This window comes from Novosphingobium sp. AP12, from assembly GCF_000281975.1.
Classification (GTDB): domain Bacteria; phylum Pseudomonadota; class Alphaproteobacteria; order Sphingomonadales; family Sphingomonadaceae; genus Novosphingobium.
The window spans coordinates 1-19,577 of record NZ_AKKE01000023.1 but is presented as its reverse complement, the minus strand read 5'-3'; the positions used below and the strand labels follow the sequence as shown (position 1 = coordinate 19,577).

General features: G+C 65.0%; 24 protein-coding genes and 1 tRNA gene. 16 read left to right on the top strand and 9 right to left on the bottom strand.

Annotation, left to right across the window (positions count from 1 at the left end; translation table 11 throughout):
- Both PMI02_RS04915 and PMI02_RS04910 read right to left on the bottom strand, forming a co-directional pair.
- The coding region (locus PMI02_RS04915) for a bifunctional diguanylate cyclase/phosphodiesterase (RefSeq protein ID WP_036502341.1) at positions 1–1,419 on the bottom strand (1,419 nt) is incomplete at its 3' end.
- Positions 1,420–1,598: 179 nt separating this feature from the next.
- Complete coding sequence (locus tag PMI02_RS04910) at positions 1,599–2,534, bottom strand: isopenicillin N synthase family oxygenase (RefSeq protein ID WP_007679590.1); 936 nt, start codon at positions 2,532–2,534, stop codon at positions 1,599–1,601.
- Positions 2,535–2,611: 77 nt separating this feature from the next.
- On the opposite strand from PMI02_RS04910, the gene PMI02_RS04905 reads away from it, so the two are divergent.
- The 3 genes from PMI02_RS04905 (at position 2,612) to PMI02_RS04895 (ending at position 3,756) form a co-directional block, all read left to right on the top strand.
- Positions 2,612–3,025: an EVE domain-containing protein gene (locus tag PMI02_RS04905; RefSeq protein ID WP_007679589.1), complete on the top strand. Its 414-nt coding sequence runs from the start codon at positions 2,612–2,614 to the stop codon at positions 3,023–3,025.
- Between the two features lie 156 nt (positions 3,026–3,181).
- Positions 3,182–3,364, top strand: coding sequence for a CsbD family protein (locus tag PMI02_RS04900; protein ID WP_007679588.1), 183 nt, complete (start codon positions 3,182–3,184; stop codon positions 3,362–3,364).
- A 173-nt stretch (positions 3,365–3,537) separates the two neighbouring features.
- Positions 3,538–3,756, top strand: a complete 219-nt coding sequence (locus PMI02_RS04895) for a hypothetical protein (RefSeq protein WP_238538987.1) — start codon at positions 3,538–3,540, stop codon at positions 3,754–3,756.
- Positions 3,757–3,915: 159 nt separating this feature from the next.
- On the opposite strand, the gene PMI02_RS04890 is transcribed toward PMI02_RS04895, so the two are convergent.
- On the bottom strand, positions 3,916–5,229 hold the full coding sequence (locus PMI02_RS04890) for an MFS transporter (RefSeq protein ID WP_007679586.1): 1,314 nt from the start codon (positions 5,227–5,229) through the stop codon (positions 3,916–3,918).
- A gap of 124 nt (positions 5,230–5,353) precedes the next feature.
- Here PMI02_RS04890 and pgsA point away from each other — a divergent pair, with 124 nt between their 5' ends.
- Together pgsA and PMI02_RS04880 are read left to right on the top strand one after the other, a co-directional pair.
- Entirely contained in the window at positions 5,354–5,947 is a 594-nt protein-coding gene (pgsA, locus tag PMI02_RS04885; protein WP_007679585.1) for a CDP-diacylglycerol--glycerol-3-phosphate 3-phosphatidyltransferase, read from the top strand.
- Positions 5,948–6,083: 136 nt separating this feature from the next.
- Positions 6,084–7,259 (top strand): MFS transporter, encoded by a 1,176-nt coding sequence (locus tag PMI02_RS04880; RefSeq protein ID WP_007679584.1) that lies wholly within the window; start codon positions 6,084–6,086, stop codon positions 7,257–7,259.
- A 2-nt stretch (positions 7,260–7,261) separates the two neighbouring features.
- On the opposite strand, the gene PMI02_RS04875 is transcribed toward PMI02_RS04880, so the two are convergent.
- From PMI02_RS04875 to PMI02_RS04865, 3 genes are all read right to left on the bottom strand, one after another.
- Positions 7,262–8,158, bottom strand: coding sequence for a hydrogen peroxide-inducible genes activator (locus tag PMI02_RS04875; RefSeq protein ID WP_007679582.1), 897 nt, complete (start codon positions 8,156–8,158; stop codon positions 7,262–7,264).
- Between the two features lie 117 nt (positions 8,159–8,275).
- Positions 8,276–9,508 (bottom strand): ribonuclease D, encoded by a 1,233-nt coding sequence (rnd, locus tag PMI02_RS04870; protein WP_007679580.1) that lies wholly within the window; start codon positions 9,506–9,508, stop codon positions 8,276–8,278.
- A gap of 66 nt (positions 9,509–9,574) precedes the next feature.
- Positions 9,575–9,910, bottom strand: coding sequence for a hypothetical protein (locus PMI02_RS04865; protein WP_007679575.1), 336 nt, complete (start codon positions 9,908–9,910; stop codon positions 9,575–9,577).
- Positions 9,911–10,201: 291 nt separating this feature from the next.
- On the opposite strand from PMI02_RS04865, the gene aspS reads away from it, so the two are divergent.
- Positions 10,202–12,028, top strand: coding sequence for an aspartate--tRNA ligase (gene aspS / locus PMI02_RS04860; protein WP_007679572.1), 1,827 nt, complete (start codon positions 10,202–10,204; stop codon positions 12,026–12,028).
- Positions 12,029–12,119: 91 nt separating this feature from the next.
- On the opposite strand, the gene PMI02_RS04855 is transcribed toward aspS, so the two are convergent.
- Positions 12,120–12,632, bottom strand: coding sequence for a hypothetical protein (locus tag PMI02_RS04855; RefSeq protein ID WP_007679570.1), 513 nt, complete (start codon positions 12,630–12,632; stop codon positions 12,120–12,122).
- On the opposite strand from PMI02_RS04855, the gene PMI02_RS04850 reads away from it, so the two are divergent.
- The 4 genes from PMI02_RS04850 (at position 12,616) to mltG (ending at position 15,854) form a co-directional block, all read left to right on the top strand.
- Entirely contained in the window at positions 12,616–13,149 is a 534-nt protein-coding gene (locus PMI02_RS04850) for a VOC family protein (protein WP_238538986.1), read from the top strand. The two genes, PMI02_RS04855 and PMI02_RS04850, sit on opposite strands and share 17 nt — an antisense overlap.
- An 85-nt stretch (positions 13,150–13,234) precedes the next feature.
- Complete coding sequence (locus PMI02_RS04845; RefSeq protein ID WP_007679564.1) at positions 13,235–13,471, top strand: acyl carrier protein; 237 nt, start codon at positions 13,235–13,237, stop codon at positions 13,469–13,471.
- A 134-nt stretch (positions 13,472–13,605) separates the two neighbouring features.
- Positions 13,606–14,868, top strand: coding sequence for a beta-ketoacyl-ACP synthase II (gene fabF, locus PMI02_RS04840; protein ID WP_007679558.1), 1,263 nt, complete (start codon positions 13,606–13,608; stop codon positions 14,866–14,868).
- 11 nt (positions 14,869–14,879) lie between these two features.
- Positions 14,880–15,854: an endolytic transglycosylase MltG gene (gene mltG, locus PMI02_RS04835; RefSeq protein WP_007679555.1), complete on the top strand. Its 975-nt coding sequence runs from the start codon at positions 14,880–14,882 to the stop codon at positions 15,852–15,854.
- Between the two features lie 4 nt (positions 15,855–15,858).
- Here the strand turns inward: mltG and PMI02_RS28330 are convergent, their stop codons facing one another.
- Positions 15,859–16,011, bottom strand: coding sequence for a hypothetical protein (locus PMI02_RS28330; protein ID WP_369751207.1), 153 nt, complete (start codon positions 16,009–16,011; stop codon positions 15,859–15,861).
- Positions 16,005–16,268, bottom strand: a complete 264-nt coding sequence (locus tag PMI02_RS28325; protein WP_007679551.1) for a hypothetical protein — start codon at positions 16,266–16,268, stop codon at positions 16,005–16,007. Before PMI02_RS28325 ends, PMI02_RS28330 begins: the two co-directional genes overlap by 7 nt.
- A gap of 101 nt (positions 16,269–16,369) precedes the next feature.
- Here PMI02_RS28325 and PMI02_RS04825 point away from each other — a divergent pair, with 101 nt between their 5' ends.
- From PMI02_RS04825 to PMI02_RS04810, 6 genes are all read left to right on the top strand, one after another.
- A complete protein-coding gene (locus PMI02_RS04825) occupies positions 16,370–16,900 on the top strand; it encodes a peroxiredoxin (protein WP_007679549.1) in 531 nt (176 codons plus the stop codon).
- Positions 16,897–17,445, top strand: a complete 549-nt coding sequence (locus tag PMI02_RS04820; RefSeq protein WP_238538985.1) for a 2'-5' RNA ligase family protein — start codon at positions 16,897–16,899, stop codon at positions 17,443–17,445. The genes PMI02_RS04825 and PMI02_RS04820 overlap by 4 nt, the downstream gene beginning before the upstream one ends.
- A gap of 119 nt (positions 17,446–17,564) precedes the next feature.
- A tRNA-Met gene (locus PMI02_RS04815) sits at positions 17,565–17,641 on the top strand.
- A 151-nt stretch (positions 17,642–17,792) separates the two neighbouring features.
- Positions 17,793–17,975 (top strand): hypothetical protein, encoded by a 183-nt coding sequence (locus tag PMI02_RS26960; RefSeq protein ID WP_157222384.1) that lies wholly within the window; start codon positions 17,793–17,795, stop codon positions 17,973–17,975.
- A 110-nt stretch (positions 17,976–18,085) separates the two neighbouring features.
- Entirely contained in the window at positions 18,086–18,208 is a 123-nt protein-coding gene (locus PMI02_RS28320; protein WP_369751206.1) for a LuxR C-terminal-related transcriptional regulator, read from the top strand.
- A 443-nt stretch (positions 18,209–18,651) separates the two neighbouring features.
- Positions 18,652–19,557 carry an amidohydrolase family protein gene (locus tag PMI02_RS04810; protein WP_052025432.1) on the top strand — a complete coding sequence of 302 codons (906 nt, stop codon included), beginning with the start codon at positions 18,652–18,654 and terminating at the stop codon, positions 19,555–19,557.
- The last annotated feature ends 20 nt before the right edge of the window (positions 19,558–19,577 follow it).

Sequence of the window (19,577 nt, the reverse complement as noted above, 5' to 3'; positions counted from 1 at the left end):
GGCGGTGCCCGGCAGGTCGAGCCCCTGGCCGAGCGTGGCGACGGCGTGGACGATGGCGGCGCTGTCCTTGTTGTCGACGAGGCTGGAGACGAAGCTGCGGTCGATCTTGATGCGGTCGAACGGCAGCTGGCGCAGCTGGGCGATGGAGCTGTAGCCGGTGCCGAAGTCGTCGAGGCTGACGCGAATGCCCTGGTTCTTGAGGCTCGTGATGAGCGAGCGCACCTGCCCGAGATTGTGGTGCAGGCAGCTCTCGGTGATCTCGATCTCGAGCCGCTGCGGTGGGAAGTTCGCTTCCACCAGCATCCGCAGCAGCTTCTGCGCGAACCAAGGGTCGCGAAGCTGGATCGGCGAGATGTTGACCGCCAGCGTCAGGCGCGGGTCCCACATGCGGGCGTCCTCCAGTGCCTGCGCGATCACGCTCTGCGAGAGCTCGGCGATGGCGCCGATATCCTCGGCGACAGGGATGAAGATGTCGGGCGCGACGATGCCGAACTGCGGCGAATCCCAGCGCGCCAGCATTTCGAAGCCGATCAGCTCGCCGGTCTTCAGGTCGACCTGCTGCTCGTAGAAAGGCACGAATTCGCCGCGCGGAATGCCTTGGCGGATGCCGTTCTCCAGCTGCGAGCGGAAGCGCATCTCGTCGGCCATCTGTGGTTCGAACCACGAGTAGGCGTTCCGGCCCTGGCGCTTGGAATGGTACATGGCGATATCCGCCATCTCCAGCAGGGCCTTGGCGCCGGCCGCGCGCGAATCGACGACTAGCCGGTCGGAACGGGCGAGTCCGATCGAAGCGGTGACGTCGACACTGACGGCGTTGATACGCGCGCTTTCGCCGATCGCGTGGACCAGCACCTGAGCGATCCGGTCGACGCTCTCGGGGCGCGAACGTTCGAAGGAAAGGGCTATGGCGAACTCGTCCCCGCCGATGCGGCCGATGAGGGCCTCCTTAGGCACGCTGGCGGAGATGCGGCTGGCGCATTCGCACAGCAACATGTCGCCGGTGCCATGGCCGTTGTAGTCGTTGACCTGCTTGAAGTTGTCGAGGTCGATCATCATCAATGCGACCACGCGCCCTGCGTCTGCCGGATCGAGGGCCTGCGCGATCAGGGCGTCGAGCCCTGAGTTGAAGCTGCGGCGGTTGAGGAAACCGGTAAGCGGGTCGGTTTCGGCAAGGCGCCGGGCGGCGCGCTCGGCCGCCTTGCGCAGCAAGATCTCCTCGCAGAGCTGGCGATAGCGGCTCCACCCGAAGATGATGATGGCGATGTTGAGGAGGAAGGCGTCGAGCATGAAGCTGTCGGGACCGGGCCCACGGCCGGCGAGCGACTGGACCACGCGCGGCCCGATCGCGCTTCCGGTGGCGACGAACAGGATGATCGCCGCCGTCACGATGCCGAGCGCGACGACGTCGAACTCCCGCATCCCATCATCGTCGGTGTCATGGCCGACAAAATCGAAATTCGCTGCTAGCACAGCAATGCCCCCCTCAAGGGTCTCGTCCTTAGGGGAGCAAGCCTAAGTAAACCTTCTCAGATATTGGTTAATGGGGGTGTCGGCGGGCTTAACGCCATTCCGGTGTTCAGTCCCGGAATAGCGGGTTTTCAGGCTTTCAGGCCGATTTCGCGCAGGCGCTCCTGCAGGTAATCGTCGGCGGTGATCGTCTCCGGATAGCGGTCCGGGTTCTCCTCGCTGACACATTCGGGCAGGGTGACGAACGGGAAGTCGCTGCGCAGGTGGAGGAAGAAGGGCATCGAATAGCGGCTGTGGCCCGCCCGCTCGCCCGAGGGGTTGCGCACGCGGTGCGTGGTGGAAGGCAGGACGTGGTTGGTCAGGCGCTGCAGCATGTCGCCGATGTTGACTACCAGCGCGCCCTCGGGCGGTGCGATCGAGAGCCAGCGCCCGTCCTTGCCCAGCAGTTCGAGGCCGGCTTCCTGCGCGCCGAGGAGCAGCGTGATGAGGTTGATGTCCTCGTGCGCGCCGGCGCGGATGGCGCCGCCGGCGCCTTCGCCCACCGGCGGATAGTGCAGCAGGCGCAGCACCGAGTTGCCGTCGTCGATCGCCGGGTCGAACCAGCGCGAATCGAGGCCGAGGTCGATGGCGATGGCCGAGAGCACCTTGGCGCCCGCCTCGTCGAACTGGGCGTAGAGTTCCTCGAACGTCTCGCGGAAGCCGGGAATCTCGGCGGGCCAGATGTTCGGCGGCATCGAGGCGGCGAGCGGGGAATCGGCGGGAACGTCGCGGCCGACGTGCCAGAACTCCTTGAGGTCCTTCTCGCTCGCGCCCTTGGCGACTTCGGTGCGGAACGGGGTGTAGCCGCGGGCGCCGCCCTGGCCGGTGATGAAATACTTCTGCTTCACCTCGACCGGCAGTGCGAAGAACTGCGCGGTCAGGTCCCAGGCGCGCTCGATCAGGGTCTGGTCGATGCCATGGTCGCGGATCATCGCGAAGCCGAAGCTGCGGAAGCTCTCGCCGATGCGGCGCGGCAACTCGTCGCGGTCGGCATCGAGGCTGAGGACGGGGATTTCGGCAAGGTCCATGGTAGTGCAATCCGTAACGAGTCGGTATCCCGCCCCTTTAAGGGCTTGTGGCCGGACATGAAACGGAAAGGCGATCGATGGCGAAGAGCTACTGGCTGATGAAGACCGAACCCGACGCCTACGGCTGGGACGATCTCGTCGCCGAGGGGGAGGGCACCTGGGACGGCGTGCGGAACCACCGCGCCGCGGGCAACCTGCGCGCCATGAAACCGGGAGACGAGGTGTTCTTCTACCACTCCAACATCGGCAAGGAGATCGTCGCCATCGCCGAGATCACCCAGTCCGGCATCGCCGATCCGAGCGACCCCGAGGGCAAGTGGGCGGCAGTGAAGCTCAAGCCGGTACGCAAGCTCAAGCGGGCGGTGACGCTCAAGGAGGCCAAGGCCGATCCCGCGCTGGCCGACATGGAACTCGTGAAGTTCTCGCGCCTGTCGGTGGGCGTGGTAACGCCGCAGGAGTGGGAGCATGTGCTGAAACTGGCGGGCGGCTGACAGCGCGAAGGTCCTTGTCGCCCTTGCGAAGGCGGGACGACAGGTGGTCGCCCGTAGGCCACGCCTTGTCGTCCGCCGGCAACCGGGCAGGCCTTTGCGCATTTATCTCCCTGTAACCGGCGGATGGTTTCGCCGACAGATCAAGGAGATTTCGCCATGGGTAAGCTCACCGATACCGTGAAGGGTCTGGGCAACGAAATCGCCGGCAACGCCAAGCAGGTAGCCGGCGACGCCCGCAATGATCCCGCGCAGAAGGCCGAAGGCGTCGCGCAGGAAAAGAAGGGCGAGCTGCAGCAAGCAGCCGGCAAGGTCAAGGGCGCCCTCGGCGACCGCATCTGACCTTCGCTCTTCCAGCGAAAAACGATCAAGGGCTGCCTTCGGGCGGCCCTTTTTCTTTGATTCCCCGCTGCATGGCCAGCGCAGGCCGACACGGGCGTCCCGTTTCGGGAAGCGATTGAAGGCCGTCTTTACGAGAAGGTAAACAAATCGTTAAGACGTGCATTATGCGAAGCATGACACGTCGCGCACTCGTCCTCACGCAGGAATCGGCCGGGCATTGGTTCCGCCGTTCGCTGCCGCCCCACGTCTTCACGGATCCGTTGCCCGGGGACGTGAAGGATGGCGAAAATCGCGAAGCGGCGCGGCGCTGGCGGCTCGCCGGCGGAGACTGGCAGCGCTTTCTGGCTACTTACTGCGCGGGCTTTGTCGCAGTCAGCCTGTTCATCGCCTGACGGCACGGCAAAGGCGCGTCCGAATGGGCCCGCCCTCTGATTTGCTCCCCACTCGGCTCAGCTCGACGTTCCTCTTCAATTCCGCCGCGTCATTGCGAGGAAGATCGAATGACGAGGACGGGAAGGCGAAAGGCGCAGCAATGAAGCCCCGCCCGCGCCTCAACCAGCCGCGGCAACCTTTTCCGCGCGGAACAGCAGGTGGCCGATCCAGGCCGAGACGAGGCAGCTCAGCGAGACGACCAGCAGTTGCTGCGCGACCGCGATGCCCAGGAAAGTCATCGCGCCGGTGGCCAGCGAGCCGACCACCATCGCACCCGAGTTGACGATGTTGTTCGCGGCGATTGTGCGCGCGGTCTGCGATTTCTCGACGAACGTGGTGAGGAACGCATAAAGCGGCACCACGAACATGCCTCCGCACACGGCAATGCCAAGCAACGTCAGCATCAGGGGGATCGCCAGCGGCTGGACCACGAAAGTCGCCACGTCCATCATCACGTCCGGTCCGGAATGCGGCGGCCAGATGCGGCAGACCTGCTGGAAGGCCACCAGGAAAGCGCCCATGCCGATCACCGATATCGGCGACCATCGCGCCGAGACGGTACCCTTGAGCAGCGCATTGATCGCCACCGAACCGAAAGCGACGCCGACCGAGAAGATCACCAGGAACAGGCTCGCCACTTCCTTGCTGGCGCGCAGCATGTTCTTGGCGAGCGGCGGGAACTGGATGAACAGCACGGTGCCGATCGCCCAGAAGAAGCTGATCGCGCAGATCGCCAGGAACACCCGGCGATCCTTCATGGTGGTGCGCACAAGATTTATCGAGGCGCGGACGAAGTGATAGTCGAGCGGCTCAGGCTCGCACAGCGGCGGCGCGGGAGGGACTTCGCGGCCCGCGAAGAAACCGATGATCGCGCAGACGATGACGCCGATGGCGGCATGTTCGACCTCGATCCACCCGGCGACGATGGTGCCCGTCAGCACGGCGATGTAAGTGCCCGCCTCGACCAGCCCGGTGCCGGAAAGGACCTCTCCGTCATGCAGGTGCTGGGGCAGGATCGCGTACTTGATCGGGCCGAAGAAGGTGGAGTGCACGCCCATCGCGAACAGCGCGAGCAACATCAGCGGGATCGCCAGCGGCTCGATCTCGAAGCCCTGCCAGGCCAGCGCCAGGCCCGCGCCTCCGACCAGCATGATGCCGATCTCGCAGGCCTTGATGACGCGTATCAGCTTGGCCTTGTCGCGCATGTCGGCGAGCTGCCCGGCCAAGGCCGAGAGCAGGAAGAAGGGAATGATGAAGATCGCCGAGGCCAGCGCACTGAAGCGGGCCTCTTGCGCCTCGGAGTGATAGACCTCGTAGACCACGAAAAGGATCATGGCGTTCTTGAACAGGTTGTCGTTGAACGCGCCGAGGAGCTGGGTCACGAAGAGGGGCAGGAATCTCCGGGCCCGGATGAGTTTGGTCGTCGTGGTCATGATCGGTAAGGTGCCGGATGGCCTCGCTCTGGGGTCGCGGGGACACTTAAAGGGACCGGGCGGGGGCACAACCCCCGTTGAGCACTTTATTCCCGCCACACTTGCGCGCTATGGCAATGCCATCATGCTCACATTGCCGAACATCCTCACCCTTTCGCGCATCGTCACGCTGCCGCTGCTGGCCTTCCTGCTGTGGTGGCCCAGGTGGGAGTTCGGCTACGGGCTGGCCTTTGGCCTCTACTGCCTGATGGGCATCACCGACTATTTCGACGGCTACCTCGCCCGGTCGAGCGGCACCGTTTCCAAGCTCGGCGTGTTCCTCGACCCCATCGCCGACAAGATCATGATCGCCACGGTGATCCTCGTGCTGACCGCGCAGGGCATCCTTCGCGGGCCCTATGTGGGCGATGCGCATGTGATCGCGGGCCTCGTGATCCTGGTGCGCGAGATCGCCGTATCGGGGCTGCGAGAGTTTCTGGGCGGGCTGCAAGTCTCGGTGCCGGTCAGCCGCCTCGCCAAGTGGAAGACGACGTTCCAGCTCATCTCGCTGGGCGCCCTGATCCTCGGCGCGGCGACGCCGTGGTGGAACGTGTGGCTCGGCGGGCTCGAGATCAACGTGCCGCACACGGTCGGCCTGACGACGCTATGGGCAGCCGCCGCGCTGACCGTGGTGACCGGCTGGGACTACCTGCGTGCCGGTCTGAAATACATGGACTGACGCGCGGTGTCGTTGCGCTGCCGGGTGCTCCGCTTGCGTACTGCGCGCTTGGCAGGAGCACGCCGCAAGGGCAGGCGGCGCGGCCGGGCGGGGGACTATGCCAAGGAACAGACCATTACCGCCAAGATCATGCACCATGACCGATAAAGCTAGGTCGGCGCCCGCGCCCATCGGCAATGCCGTGTTCTTCGCGATGGCCGCCGCCGTCGGCCTCACCGTCGCGAACATCTACTATAGCCAGCCCATGCTCGGCCTGATGGAGCGCGAGGTGACGGGCGTCGCGGTCACTTACGTGCCGACCGTGACGCAGCTTGGCTATGCTGCCGGGCTTGTCCTGCTGGTGCCTCTTGGCGACCTGCTGGAGCGCAAGCGGCTGATCGTGCTGCAGTGCCTTGCGCTGCCGTTCGCGCTGGCGCTGGTGGCGCTGGCGCCGACCGGCCCGACGATCCTGGCCGCCTCGCTGCTAGTCGGCCTGCTCGCCTGCGTGGTGCAGCAGATCGTACCGCTTGCCGCCACGCTGGCGCCGCCCGACCGGCGCGGCGTGGTCGTGGGCATCGTGATGGCAGGGCTGCTCTGCGGCATCCTGCTGAGCCGGACGGTGGCGGGCTTCGTGGCGGGCACGTTCGGCTGGCGGGCGATGTTCTGGCTGGCGGCGCCGCTGGCGCTCGTGACGGCCGGGATGATGGCCCTCATGCTGCCTCGCAGCCGCCCCGAGCCTGCCGGGATGAGCTACGGCGGGCTGCTCGCTTCGCTGTGGGGGCTGTGGCGCGAGTTTCCTGCGCTGCGCCTCGCTGCTTTCACCCAGTGCTGCCAGTTCGGCGTGTTCAGCGTGTTCTGGACCATCCTGGCGCTGCGCCTGCAGGAGCCGCAGTTCGGCCTCGGCCCCGAGGCGGCGGGGCTGTTCGGCGTGCTCGGCGCGGTGGGCGTGCTGGCCGCGCCTGTCGCCGGGCGGCTGGCCGACCGGGGCGGGCCGCAGCGGGTGATCGTCTTCGCGAGCGCGCTGACGCTGGTGTCCTGGCTGGTGTTTGCCTTCTGGCAGTCGATCGCGGGGCTGGTGGTCGGCGTCCTCGCCCTCGACGTCGCGGTGCAGTTAAGCCAAATTTCCAACCAGAGCGTCATCTACGCGCTGCGGCCCGAGGCGCGCTCGCGGATCAACACGGTCTACATGGCCATGATGTTCCTCGCCGGCGCCGCCAGTTCGGGCGCGGCGACGGCGATCTGGCACCAGTGGGGCTGGACCGGCGTGTCCATGTTGGGGATCGGTATTTCGGTGGTCGGACTGGCGCTGCAGGGACTGCGGCGAGGGGCCTGATTTCAGCCCGCGCGCAGTTCGTCCGCCAGCATCCGGAATTCGTCCGAGCGCGGCGAGTTCCGGCGCCAGACCAGCGCGATCTCGCGGTTGGCATTGGGCGAGAGCAGCGGGCGCGCGACCACGTTGGTGCCGTTGAGGATTCCGGCATCCAGCGCCATCTCGGGCAGCATCGTGACGCCAAGGCCGTTGTCGACCATCTGCACCAGGGTGTGCAGGCTGGTGCCGATCATCGTCGCGCTGGCCCGAAGTTCGGGCCGGTTGCAGGCGGCGAGGGCGTGATCCTTGAGGCAGTGCCCGTCTTCCAGCAGCAGCAGGCGGTTCTCGTCGATCAGTTCCGGGCCGACTTCGGCCGGAGGGCTGTGCGGATAATCGCTGGGGAAGGCGACGAAGAAGGCGTCGAGTTCGATCGTTTCCTTCTCCACCTCGCCGGTGGCGTAGGGCAGAGCCAGCAGCACGCAGTCGGCCCGGCCGTGGTGGAGCGATTCGACGGCGGCGGCGCTGGGTTCCTCGCGCAGGAACAGCTTCAGGTTGGGACGCTCGCGCCTGAGGCGCGGCAGCATCCGGGGCAGAAGGAACGGCGCGATCGTCGGGATCACGCTCATCCGCAGCTCCCCGGAGAGAGGCTTGCCGCTCGACTGGACGAGGTCGGACAGTTCCTCGGTCTCGCGCAGGATGCGGTGCGCCTTGGCGACCACGGAATTGCCCAGCGGCGTGAAGCGGACGGCCCGCTTCGTGCGTTCGACCAATGTCACGCCGAGCAATGTCTCGAGGTCGCGCAGGCCCGCCGAAAGAGTCGATTGCGAGACGAAGCAGGCATCTGCCGCGCGGCCAAAGTGGCCATGCTCGTGGAGCGAGACGAGGTACTGGAGCTGCTTGAGCGTGGGTTGGTAAACGGTCACGTAAGGGCTATCGCATGACTTCCGCAGTTTAGCCAATCGTTTGAATACAGGATGGCACGCGCGCTTGCTTAAGATACCGTCACCCCGGCGCCGGCCAGGGTGACGATCGATCGGAGGTTATGCCTCGCCTTCGTCTTCGGCAGCAGCATCTTCGTCAGCTGCCGCCGCTGCAGCCTTCGCAGCATCGTCGACATGCGTCATCTTGAGCTTGCCGTTCTCGACCGCGAAGGCGAGCTTGCCTTCGACGAGGTCGAGCGCGTCGCGGCCGAACACCTCGTAGCGCCAGCCTTCCAGCAGGCTCAGGTTCTTGCGCACACCAGCCGCCAGCAGTTCCAGCTCCTCGCTGCGGGCGAGAAGGCGCGATGCGGCGTCGATCTCGCGGGCGCGGATCTTGAGCAGCAGCTTGAGCAGGTCGGCGACGAGTGCGCCTTCCTTGCCGAGCGGCGCGCCGCGAGGGGCGCGGGGCGGCAGTTCGTCGTCCGGCAAGGCTTCCGCCTTTTCCAGAACGCTCATCAGGCGGCGTCCGATTTCGTTGTCCTTCCAGCCTTGCGACAGGCCGCGTACCTTGGCGAGATCGCCCTGGGTCTTGGGGGGATGGCTGGCGATGTCGGCCAGCGTTTCGTCGCGGGCGATGCGGCCGCGCGGGATGTTCTTGCCCTGCGCTTCCATCTCGCGCCACTCGGAAATCGCCTTGAGGCGGCCGAGCACCTGCGGGTTGCGGCCGGGAGCCTTGATCCGCTTCCACGCGAGCTGCGGGTCGTTGCGGTAGTGCTCGGGGTCGGCCAGCTTTTCCATTTCCTGATCGAGCCACTCGCCGCGGCCCGTCTTGATGAGGCGCTTGAGCATCTTGGGGAAGATCTTGGAGAGGTGGGTGACGTCGCCGATGGCATATTCGATCTGGCGGTCGGTGAGCGGACGACGCGACCAGTCGGTGAAGCGGGCACCCTTGTCGATCGTCAGGCCCTGCCACGATTCGACGAGGTTGGAATAGCCGATCTGCTCGGACTGGCTGATCGCCATCATCGCGATCTGGGTATCGAAGATCGGGTGCGGCGTGCGCCCCGTGAAGTTGAACACGATCTCGACGTCCTGGCCGCCCGCGTGGAAGACCTTGAGGACGTCCTCGTTGTCGGTCAGCAGGTCCCACAGGGGCTTGAGGTCGAGTCCGGGCGCGAGCGGGTCGATCGCGGCGGCTTCCTCCGTATTGGCGATCTGCACCAGGCAGAGCTCGGGCCAATAGGTGTTCTCGCGCATGAACTCGGTGTCGACGCTCACGAAATCGGATTTCGAGAGGCGCCCGCACAGATCGGCGAGATCTTCGGTTTTCGTTATCAGCGGGTGAATTTTCATTGAAGCGAGGCGTTACGCCGAACACGGCGGGGGATCAACGCCCCGTGTCAGCCTTTTGTCGTATGTTTATGACCTGCGCAGCAGCCGCTGGACAAGCGAGGGCTTTCGCTGCGTGTCCAGCTCGGCAATGCTCTCGGCCGTGACGAGGCGGCGGCGCAGCTGGGTGCCCGTGGTGTGGATGCCGGGCGGGGGCAGGTGCCAGGCCTCGGCATCGTCGCCGGGATCGGCTTCGGGTTCGGCAAGCTGGCGCAGTTCGAGCAGGGCGCCGAACTCTTCCTCCGGCGCAGGGATGGTGGGCGCGGCGATCGGCGCATCCGCCCACTGCGTGAAGGGCGCTTCGGCATCGCTGCGTTGATAGGTGGATTGCTCGAGAAGTGCGTCCAGCTCGTCATGTGCCAGCATCATTGTTTCCCGCTTGATCTTGCGCGTCAGACCCCTGCCTGCGGGATTAGGCTGCAATGGTTTACGGCGGGTTACCGAGGGGTGCCGCCGACAGGAAAAGTGTTCAAGATGTGAAGGATGCGATTAAATTCGTGTCATCCGCCCAGAAGCGGTTTTCGGCGGCGGCAGACCATTGCGGCGGTCCCGGAGCCGAAACCGACCAAGGAAAACCAAACCACGTCTGGAAATCGCGTCATCGGTCGACTAGGGGCGCGAGTATCCGATTTTCGTATTGAAGAGCACGAACCCGCCATGACCCATCCCTATCGCTCTCACACCTGCGGCGCTCTCGGCAGCGTCGAGGTCGGCCAGACCGTCCGTCTTTCGGGCTGGGTCCATCGCAAGCGCGATCACGGCGGCGTCCTCTTCGTCGACCTGCGCGACCACTACGGCCTGACCCAGATCGTCGCCGACACCGACAGCGAGGCGTTCCCGCTGCTCGATTCGCTCCGCCTCGAGAGCGTCATCACCATCGAGGGCAACGTGAAGGCGCGCACCGCCGGCACCGCAAACCCCAACCTCGCCACCGGCGAGATCGAGGTCTACGCCCGCGCCGCGACGGTCATCTCCAAGGCCGAGGAACTGCCGATGCCGGTCGCCGGCGAGCAGGAGTACCCGGAGGACATCCGCCTCAAGTACCGCTTCCTCGATCTGCGCCGCGAGACGCTGCACGCCAACATCGTCAAGCGCACGAAGATCATCTCGGACATGCGCCGCAAGATGGAAGGCATCGGCTTCACCGAATACTCGACGCCGATCCTCACCGCCTCCAGCCCCGAAGGCGCGCGTGACTTCCTGGTGCCCAGCCGCATCCATCCGGGCAAGTTCTACGCGCTGCCGCAGGCGCCGCAGCAGTACAAGCAGCTGCTGATGGTCGCCGGCTTCGACCGCTACTTCCAGATCGCGCCCTGCTTCCGCGACGAGGACCCGCGCGCCGACCGCCTGCCGGGCGAGTTCTACCAGCTCGACCTCGAAATGAGCTTCGTCACCCAGGAAGAAATCTGGGAGACCATGGAGCCCGTGCTGCAGAGCGTCTTCGCCGACTTCGCGGACGGCAAGCCGGTCACCCCCTCGGGTGGGTTCCGCCGCATCCCGCACGCGCAGTCGATGCTGGACTACGGTTCGGACAAGCCTGACCTGCGCAACCCGCTGATCATCAAGGACGTGAGCGAGCACTTCGTCGAATCGGGCTTCGGCATCTTCGCCGGGATCGTCGGCAACGGCGGCGTGATCCGCGCGATCCCGGCTCCGGGCGCGGGTGCCGGCAGCCGCAAGTTCTTCGACGAGATGAACAACTGGGCGCGGGGCGAGGGCTTCTCCGGCCTCGGCTACATCAACATCAAGGACGGCGTCCCCGGCGGCCCGATCGCCAAGAACCACGGCGAGGAAAAGACCGCCGCGCTGATCTCGGCGTTGGGCCTCGGCCCCAACGACGGCGTGTTCTTCGCCGCCGGTAAGGAAGAGCAGGCTGCCAAGCTGGCAGGGCTCGCCCGCACCCGCGTGGGCGAACAGCTGGGCCTGATCGACAAGGACCGCTTCGAGCTTTGCTGGATCGTCGACTTCCCATTCTACGAGTGGGACGAGGACAACAAGAAGGTCGACTTCGCGCACAACCCGTTCTCGATGCCGCAGGGCGGGATGGAAGCGCTCGAAGGCCAGGATCCGCTCACCATCAAGGCGTTCCAGTACGACCTCGTCTGCAACGGTTTCGAGATCGCTTCGGGTTCCATCCGTAACCAGAGCCCCGAACTGATGGTCAAGGCGTTCGAGATGACCGGCCTGACCAAGGCGGACGTGGAGGAGCGCTTCGGCGGTCTCTACCGCGCCTTCCAGTACGGCGCTCCGCCGCACGGCGGCATGGCTGCCGGCGTCGACCGGATCGTGATGCTGCTCTGCGGCGCGCAGAACCTGCGCGAAATCTCGCTGTTCCCGATGAACCAGCGGGCCGAGGACCTGCTCATGGGCGCGCCGTCGCCCGCCGAGCACAAGCAGCTGCGCGAACTGCACATGCGCGTGGTGGAGCCTACCAAGCAGGCCGCCCCGGCAGCAGGCAGGATCGTCGCCCCCGATGCGGGATGATGGCCGCATCGTCCCGGCATAGCGGGATCGACGTTGCGATAGATCAGGGCTGCCGGCGAGGTTCATAATCTTGCCGGCAGCCCGATTTGTTTCAGTCTTTCGCGCTCTTGTCGCCTCCTTCGCAGCCGCCGACGCGCTTGAGCGACGTGGTCAGCCTCGCGGCTTCCTTGCCCTGCACGCTGATGACTACCGCGATTTCCGCCTGGTCTGCACCGACAGCCCCTGTCGAAACCACGTCGAGCGGCGCCGCATCTCCTATCCGGCAGTTCATGGCTAAATCCAGCGCTCTCGCCGCGCCCGGCGTTGCAGTGCAGGCGCCCGCCTTCGCGATGCCTGTGAAAATTTTCGCATAAGGGGCCGGGAAGGGCTCCGGCTTTTCCGCGGCAACGCACAGGTCGACGGGGTCGGACCCCTCGGGCCCCGCTCCGTTGCCGTGCTCGGTGAACGTGCCGACCCAGCGGCCGGGCCGCAGCGACGCGTTCAGCGCCTTGTCGTAAGCTGCGATCGCCGGGGCAGGGTCGGGCGCCGGTGCGTCGGCGCCGATGAGGAGCAGGGCGCCTGCGCCGATTGCGAACAGGGAGAGCGGATTGGTCGTCGTCGGCATTATGTCCCCCGATGATGATGCCGCGTTGCTAACGGTGCGGGGTGCGGCCGCCAAGGCTCGCCCGGAACGAATATCCGGGGATCGACGTTGGCCCGATATGCAACAGCAGATCTCCGTCATCACGCTCGGCGTCGCCGACGTCGCCCGCTCAAAGGCGTTCTACCGCGAGGGATTCGGCTGGGAGCCGGTGTTCGAACAGGACGACGTTGCGTTCTTCCAGATGAGCGGGCTGATGCTCGGCCTTTGGGAGAAGGCGCAGCTCGAATCCGACATGCAGCGCCCAGGTGTCCCGCCCGGCAGCTTCGCATTGGCGAGCAACGTCGAAAGCGCCGAGGCGGTGGACGCAGGGATCGAACGGCTCGTCGCGGCAGGGGCCACGCTGCTTCGCCCCGCTGACGCGCCGCCCCACGGCGGATATCGCGGCTACATCGCCGATCCCGATGGCAACGCTTGGGAAATTGCATGGAATCCTGCCTGGACCGTGGATAACGAGGGTCACGTCACCTTCGGGGTATGACCCAAGCCCCTTGCCAGCGCGCCGCCCGTTCATTAGGGCGGCTGACGAGATATCAATCCTCCGATTTTTGAAGGGGTCTATACACATGAGCGATACCGCCGATCGGGTTAAGAAGATCGTCGTCGAGCACCTGGGCGTGGAAGCCGAGAAGGTTACCGAAGACGCCAGCTTCATCGACGATCTGGGCGCTGACTCGCTCGACATCGTCGAGCTGGTCATGGCCTTCGAGGAAGAATTCGGCGTCGAGATCCCCGACGACGCAGCCGAGAAGATCAGCACCGTCTCCGATGCCATCAAGTACATCGAAGAGAACAAGGGCTGATTGCGGCCTTGCAGTCCGGGTCCCCGCTCGTGAGGGGTGGGGCCGGAATGCAACACCGGATTGAAATCGACAGGCTCGACCTCTAAGGGGGCGGGCCTGTTGCCTTTTGGGCCGAAGGATTTTCGGAGAACATAATGCGTCGTGTTGTCGTAACCGGTCTTGGCCTCGTCACCCCCCTGGGCGGCGACGTGGAGACCACCTGGGCCAACATCCTTGCCGGCAAGTCCGGCGCCGGGCCGATCACGAAGTTCGATGCCTCGGACCAGAAGTGCCGCATCGCCGCCGAGGTGAAGCCGGCCGACCATGAATATGGCTTCGATGCCAACAAGCGCGTGGATCACAAGGTCCAGCGCCAGGTCGACCCGTTCATCGTCTTCGGCATCGATGCCGCCGGACAGGCGATCGAGGACGCCGGCCTGACCGAGATGGATCTCGAAACCCGCTACATGGCGGGCTGCTCGATCGGTTCGGGCATCGGCGGCCTTCCCGGCATCGAGAGCGAATCGCTGGTGCTGGCCGAGAAGGGCCCGAGCCGCGTCTCGCCGCACTTCGTCCACGGCCGCCTCATCAACCTGATCTCGGGCCAGGTCTCGATCAAGTACGGCCTGATGGGTCCGAACCACGCGGTCGTCACCGCCTGCTCGACCGGCGCGCACTCGATCGGCGACGCCGCGCGTATGATCAAGGACGGCGACGCCGACATCATGCTGGCGGGCGGCGCGGAAGCGACCATCTGCCCGATCGGCATCGCCGGCTTCGCGCAGGCCCGCGCGCTCTCGACCAACTTCAACGACCAGCCCGAAAAGGCCAGCCGCCCCTACGACAAGGACCGCGACGGCTTCCTGATGGGCGAGGGCGCGGGCGTCGTCGTGCTCGAGGAATACGAGCACGCCAAGGCGCGCGGCGCGAAGATCTACGCCGAAGTCATCGGCTATGGTCTCTCGGGCGACGCCTATCACGTCACCGCGCCGCACCCGGAAGGCTCGGGCGCTTACCGCTCGATGGCGATGGCGCTGCGCAAGGCGGGCCTCGAGCCCAAGGACATCGACTACATCAACGCCCACGGGACTTCGACCCCGCTGGGCGACGAGCTGGAACTGGGCGCGGTGCGCCGCCTGTTCGGCGATGCGATCGACAACGTCTCGATGAGCTCGACCAAGTCGGCGATCGGCCACCTTCTGGGCGGCGCGGGCGCGGTCGAATCGATCTTCTGCATCCTCGCCCTGCGCGACCAGATCGTCCCCCCGACGCTCAACCTCGACAACCCGAGCGACAGCTGCGTGGGCGTCGACCTCGTGCCGCACGTCGCCAAGAAGCGTGAAGTGCGCGCCGTGCTCAACAACAGCTTCGGCTTCGGCGGCACCAACGCCAGCCTGGTGCTGCGCAAGGTCGATTGAGGCAAAATCCGATGATGTCCCGGCGTGGATGCGTTCTGGCAGCGGTCCTCGCCGTGGCCATCGTCGGAGCCTTGTGGAGCTTCCTGGGCGGCTGGTATGGTTCCGGCCCGCTCGAGAAGGATGCGCACTTCCTCGTGCCCAACGGCGCCAGCCTGGCCACCGTGGCCGCCCGGCTGGAGGACAAGGGCGTCATCCGCTCGGCCTCCGGGTTCACCCTGCGCGCCCGGGTGTTCGGCGGCGGCGGCGGGATCAAGGCGGGTGAGTTCGCCATTCCCGCCCACGCCAGCGCTTCGCGGGTGCTGGCGATCATCTCCAGCGACGATTTCGTGCGTCGCCTCGTCACCGTGCCCGAGGGCATGCCTTCGATCATGGTCTACGAACGCCTCAAGGCCCAGACCGCACTCACCGGCGACGTGACTTCGCCTGCCGAGGGCTCGGTCCTGCCCGACAGCTATCCCATCGAAAGTGGCGAGCCGCGCGAGGCGGTGCTGCGCCGAATGCAGGCGGCGATGAGCCGCACACTCAAGGAACTCTGGGCGGGACGCGCTCCGAACCTCGTCGTGAAGACGCCCGAGCAGGCGCTGATCCTGGCCTCGATCGTCGAGAAGGAAACCGGCAAGCCGTCGGAACGCCGCATGGTCGCCGGGCTCTATTCGAATCGCCTGCGGACGGGGATGCTGCTCCAGGCGGACCCGACGATCATCTACCCGATCACCAAGGGCAAGCGCCTGGGCCGCCGCATCCTCCAGTCGGAAATCCAGGCGGTCAACGACTACAACACTTATACGATGGTCGGCCTGCCCAAACATCCGATCACCAACCCGGGCCGCGAATCGATCGCGGCGGTGCTGAACCCGGCGAAGACCGACGCGCTCTACATGGTCGCGGACGGCACCGGCGGGCACGCCTTCGCCGGCACGCTGGCCGAGCACAACCGCAACGTCGCCAAGTGGTTCGCGATCCGCCGCCAGCGCGGCGAACTCTGAGCGGTCAGCGCAGCGTCCCGTCCGCCGCCTTCGCGCGGGCGTAGAGCAGCGAGGCGAGGGTGATCGCGAAGATCACCGCCGGGAAGATCACGGTCGACCAGCCTTTGACGGCGATGAGCCCGTAGCCCAGGAACGTCCAGCCGAACTGCACTACCACGCCCCCAGCGACGCTGCGAAGAACACCCAGGCCGCCTTGCGCCGCGTGAGCAGCAGCACCGCGCCTGCCGTGCCGAGCCACACCGCCACGGCATAGGCCAACCAGGCCCAGACCGGCATCGCGCGGAAGGCGTCGGCGGTCGCCGGATCCGTGCGGCCGAGGGCGTGAAGGTCGGCGATGGCATGCATGATGTAGAAGGCGTCGCCCACCAGGTTCCAGAGCAGGATGGCGACCGAGATGATCCGGAATGTGCGCATGATGGCGTGCCTCGTCCCATTCGTCCGGTGTCGATGAACTTTGCCGCGTCCCGGGCATTCTGGCAATCAGGACAAACCGCCTGCGCCGAACCGGAGGAACCATGCTCGACCGCCAGATACCCGACATCACCCTGAAGACCCGCGTGCGCGACGAGGCGCTGGGCGGTGACAATCCGTTCAAGTGGCAAGACTTCGCCGTGCGCGACGAATTCGCGGGCAAGAAGGTGGTGATCTTCTCCCTGCCCGGTGCCTTCACGCCCACCTGCAGCAACGAGCAATGCCCCGCTTTCGAGCGCCTCTACGACGACTTTCGCGCCGCGGGGGCAGACGAGGTCTATTGCCTCTCAGTCAACGACGCTTTCGTCATGTATCAGTGGGGCAAGCACCTCGGCCTCTCGAAAGTGCGGCTGCTGCCGGACGGCTCGGGCAGTTTCACCCGCCGCATGGGCATGCTGATCGACAAGGACCACCTCGGCTTCGGGCTGCGCTCGTGGCGCTATGCGATGATCGTCGATGACAACACAGTCACCGGCTGGTTCGAGGAGCCCGGCATCAACGACGTGGGATCGGACGAGGACCCCTACGGCGAATCGGCTCCCGAGCGCGTGCTGGAAGCCTTGCGCGCGGCGTGAGTTCGCCTGCGCCGGACTGGATGGCGACGGGGCCGCGCAATCCGCGTGCCCCGCTGCTGGTCACTGCCGAACTGCCGGACGACGTGCTCGCCTGGGCGGACGGCCTACGCCGGGCGCACTATCCGCCGGAGCGCAACCGGCTGCGCGCGCACGTCACGCTGTTCCACGCGTTGCCGCCCTCGGTGGAGGCGGAACTGCTTGGCGTGCTCGGTGCATTGGCCAAGGCGCCGCCGCCACCGGCCCGAATCGCCGGGTTGATGAAGCTGGGTACGGGCACGGCCATCGCCATCGATAGCCCCGAGATGGTCGACCTGCACGGCGTCATCGCCGAACGCATGCACGGCCTTCTGACGCAGCAGGACGCCCAGCCGCTGCGTCTTCACGTGACCATCCAGAACAAGGTGACAAGCCAGGCCGCCCGCGCGCTTCAGGCGGAACTCGGACCGATGCTGGAACCCGCCTCGTTCCGCTTCCGGGGCTTTGGTCTCTATAGCTGGGAGGAGGGCCTGTGGCGGCCGCTGCGGGTCGTTGCGTTCCGCGGCTGAGCCCGATGTTTTTGCCTGCGTTTTGGGTGTTGACCGATCGTCCCCTCCTGCCTAAAGGACGCGGCCTGCACCGCAGCAACGGTGCACCAGATCGAGCTGCCCCAGGGTGGCCACGGTATGGCGGAGTAGCTCAGCTGGTTAGAGCAGCGGAATCATAATCCGCGTGTCGGGGGTTCGAGTCCCTCCTCCGCTACCACTTTCCAAACATTTGGATTCCAGCGATTTTCCTGTGATGTTGAGTCCCGTTCTGGCGGACGCCATCGGGGCAGTTGGGCGACTAGTTGGGAGAAATTGCTCTTTCTTCGCGCTTGCGGATGGCCGCCTGAGCCAGTGCCGGGTCGCGGTGCATGTACGTTCTCGTGTACACCATGCATGATCGTGAAGCCATTCTTCTGGAAATTCTGCGCGTTGGTGCGCGTGGACAGGTCCTGAAATCTGACAATGCCTCTGAACTGATTGCTGCTGCTGTGGAATTACCGTCTGCGCATGAACCTTATTTCGTCAGCGGTATTTCTCAGATGTTACTGTAAAACTTCATTTCCAAAGATCATGATGACGGTTCTAGAATTGTACTCACTGGTTGCAAGCGCCAATAGTGCAGCCAATTCCTGAAGGTAAGGTCAACAAGTAAGTCGCGCATTTGTTCGGAATAAGCGTGAAGACAGTTGAGACGCATCGTTCAGCCGCGATGCGTAGGCTCGAGATGACCAACATATCGGAACTCGTCCTTTATGCGGTTCGCCACAATATAATTGAGGCGTGATACGGTCCAAATGAGAAGGGAATTGAAGCCGCTCCTGTCGGCGTTCGCCGCTGCCGGCGGTTTCTTAGGCTGACGCAGTCGGTGATGGCTAGGACACCACTTCATTTCTGAGATCACTGGTGAAGCCGGCTGAGCATTCGGCCTTTCAGATCGTGACGGTCTGGCACTTCGCGGCTTTCGTATCGTGGCCAATTGGCGGTCACGCTGCCCTGCATGCCTGACCTAAATTTCTGAATACCTGTGAGCATTTGTACACTTAACCGTCGTTGGAATACACATCGGTGTGACTAGGTACTGCCCGAGGAAACTACGCGGGTTTTCCCTTATGTTTTACTACCTCCGCCAAATCTAGAATCTGACGACGCAAAGTAGCCTAACCGGCGAAAGAGTCGAAGTTGTGGGTAGGCAAAAACTGGAGGGCAATAGTAATGAGGAAAATCGCGATGCTTCGCGTGAGCCTGCTCACGCTGACGACACTTGGTTCACTTGCGGTCGTCGGCGGGGGTCAGGGTTCCGCCGCTGCACAAGCTGCGCCCCCGCCGCCCGCCACGCCGGCGCAAATGGCCCGGCCCAACCGTCCGCTGGCTTCGTTCGAGAAGGGCAAGAAGCAGGACTGCTATGACCGCAAGACCGAATCTTACGGCGCGCTGGTCGATGCGCACTTCCACCCCCGTCCGTTCGGCGGCCAGGCGCTCCCTCCGGCTGAACTGTTCGACTACTTCGACAAGCTCGGCGTGCGGTTCGTCAATTACTTCGGCATCGGCCAGTCGATCGACATGCGCTCGTCCTGCACCTATTACCTCGACTGCCCCGGGACGACCGCGCTGCCGAGCATCAAGAACGACTTTGTGAATGGGCAGGAGACCAAGGTCATCCCGCACCCCAACCTCAACATCACGCTGTCGATGACGTTCACCGACCTCGCGCATCCCGAGACCGCAGTCGACAACATCAAGCTCTACGACAAAGAATTCCCCGGCATGTTCAAGTGGATGGGCGAGGCCAACGTCGAGAAGCAGGCGCTGCTCAAGAACTTGCACGAGCCCGCGACGCCCGAGAGCATCGCCAAGTGGGCGCCGTTCATGAAAGTGCTGGAGGAGCGCGGCATCCCGATCACGCTGCACTCCGACCTAGGCAACGACGCCAATCCCACGCAGTTCGTGCCATTGATGCAGCAGATCCTGAAGACCTATCCCAACAACAAGATCGTCTGGGCGCACATGGGTCTGTCGAAGGAACTGTCCAAGATGGACCCGAACCAGCACATCGCAATCATGAAGAAGGCGCTGGATGCCGATCCCAACCTGATGCTCGATATCTCGTGGGACGTGCTGTTCAATTTGACGTGACCCCCTGATTTTCCTCCACG

Bases quoted from the DNA above. Each gene is read 5' to 3' on its own strand.
- fabF (WP_007679558.1), top strand. From the start codon at position 13,606: ATGCGTCGTGTTGTCGTAACCGGTCTTGGCCTCGTCACCCCCCTGGGC.
- aspS (WP_007679572.1), top strand. From the start codon at position 10,202: ATGACCCATCCCTATCGCTCTCACACCTGCGGCGCTCTCGGCAGCGTC.
- PMI02_RS04855 (WP_007679570.1), bottom strand. From the start codon at position 12,632: ATGCCGACGACGACCAATCCGCTCTCCCTGTTCGCAATCGGCGCAGGC.
- PMI02_RS04845 (WP_007679564.1), top strand. From the start codon at position 13,235: ATGAGCGATACCGCCGATCGGGTTAAGAAGATCGTCGTCGAGCACCTG.
- PMI02_RS04825 (WP_007679549.1), top strand. From the start codon at position 16,370: ATGCTCGACCGCCAGATACCCGACATCACCCTGAAGACCCGCGTGCGC.
- PMI02_RS04880 (WP_007679584.1), top strand. From the start codon at position 6,084: ATGACCGATAAAGCTAGGTCGGCGCCCGCGCCCATCGGCAATGCCGTG.
- PMI02_RS04865 (WP_007679575.1), bottom strand. From the start codon at position 9,910: ATGCTGGCACATGACGAGCTGGACGCACTTCTCGAGCAATCCACCTAT.
- PMI02_RS26960 (WP_157222384.1), top strand. From the start codon at position 17,793: ATGTACGTTCTCGTGTACACCATGCATGATCGTGAAGCCATTCTTCTG.
- PMI02_RS28325 (WP_007679551.1), bottom strand. From the start codon at position 16,268: ATGCGCACATTCCGGATCATCTCGGTCGCCATCCTGCTCTGGAACCTG.
- PMI02_RS04905 (WP_007679589.1), top strand. From the start codon at position 2,612: ATGGCGAAGAGCTACTGGCTGATGAAGACCGAACCCGACGCCTACGGC.
- PMI02_RS04900 (WP_007679588.1), top strand. From the start codon at position 3,182: ATGGGTAAGCTCACCGATACCGTGAAGGGTCTGGGCAACGAAATCGCC.
- PMI02_RS04890 (WP_007679586.1), bottom strand. From the start codon at position 5,229: ATGACCACGACGACCAAACTCATCCGGGCCCGGAGATTCCTGCCCCTC.
- PMI02_RS04895 (WP_238538987.1), top strand. From the start codon at position 3,538: ATGACACGTCGCGCACTCGTCCTCACGCAGGAATCGGCCGGGCATTGG.
- PMI02_RS04810 (WP_052025432.1), top strand. From the start codon at position 18,652: ATGCTTCGCGTGAGCCTGCTCACGCTGACGACACTTGGTTCACTTGCG.
- mltG (WP_007679555.1), top strand. From the start codon at position 14,880: ATGATGTCCCGGCGTGGATGCGTTCTGGCAGCGGTCCTCGCCGTGGCC.
- rnd (WP_007679580.1), bottom strand. From the start codon at position 9,508: ATGAAAATTCACCCGCTGATAACGAAAACCGAAGATCTCGCCGATCTG.
- PMI02_RS04910 (WP_007679590.1), bottom strand. From the start codon at position 2,534: ATGGACCTTGCCGAAATCCCCGTCCTCAGCCTCGATGCCGACCGCGAC.
- pgsA (WP_007679585.1), top strand. From the start codon at position 5,354: ATGCTCACATTGCCGAACATCCTCACCCTTTCGCGCATCGTCACGCTG.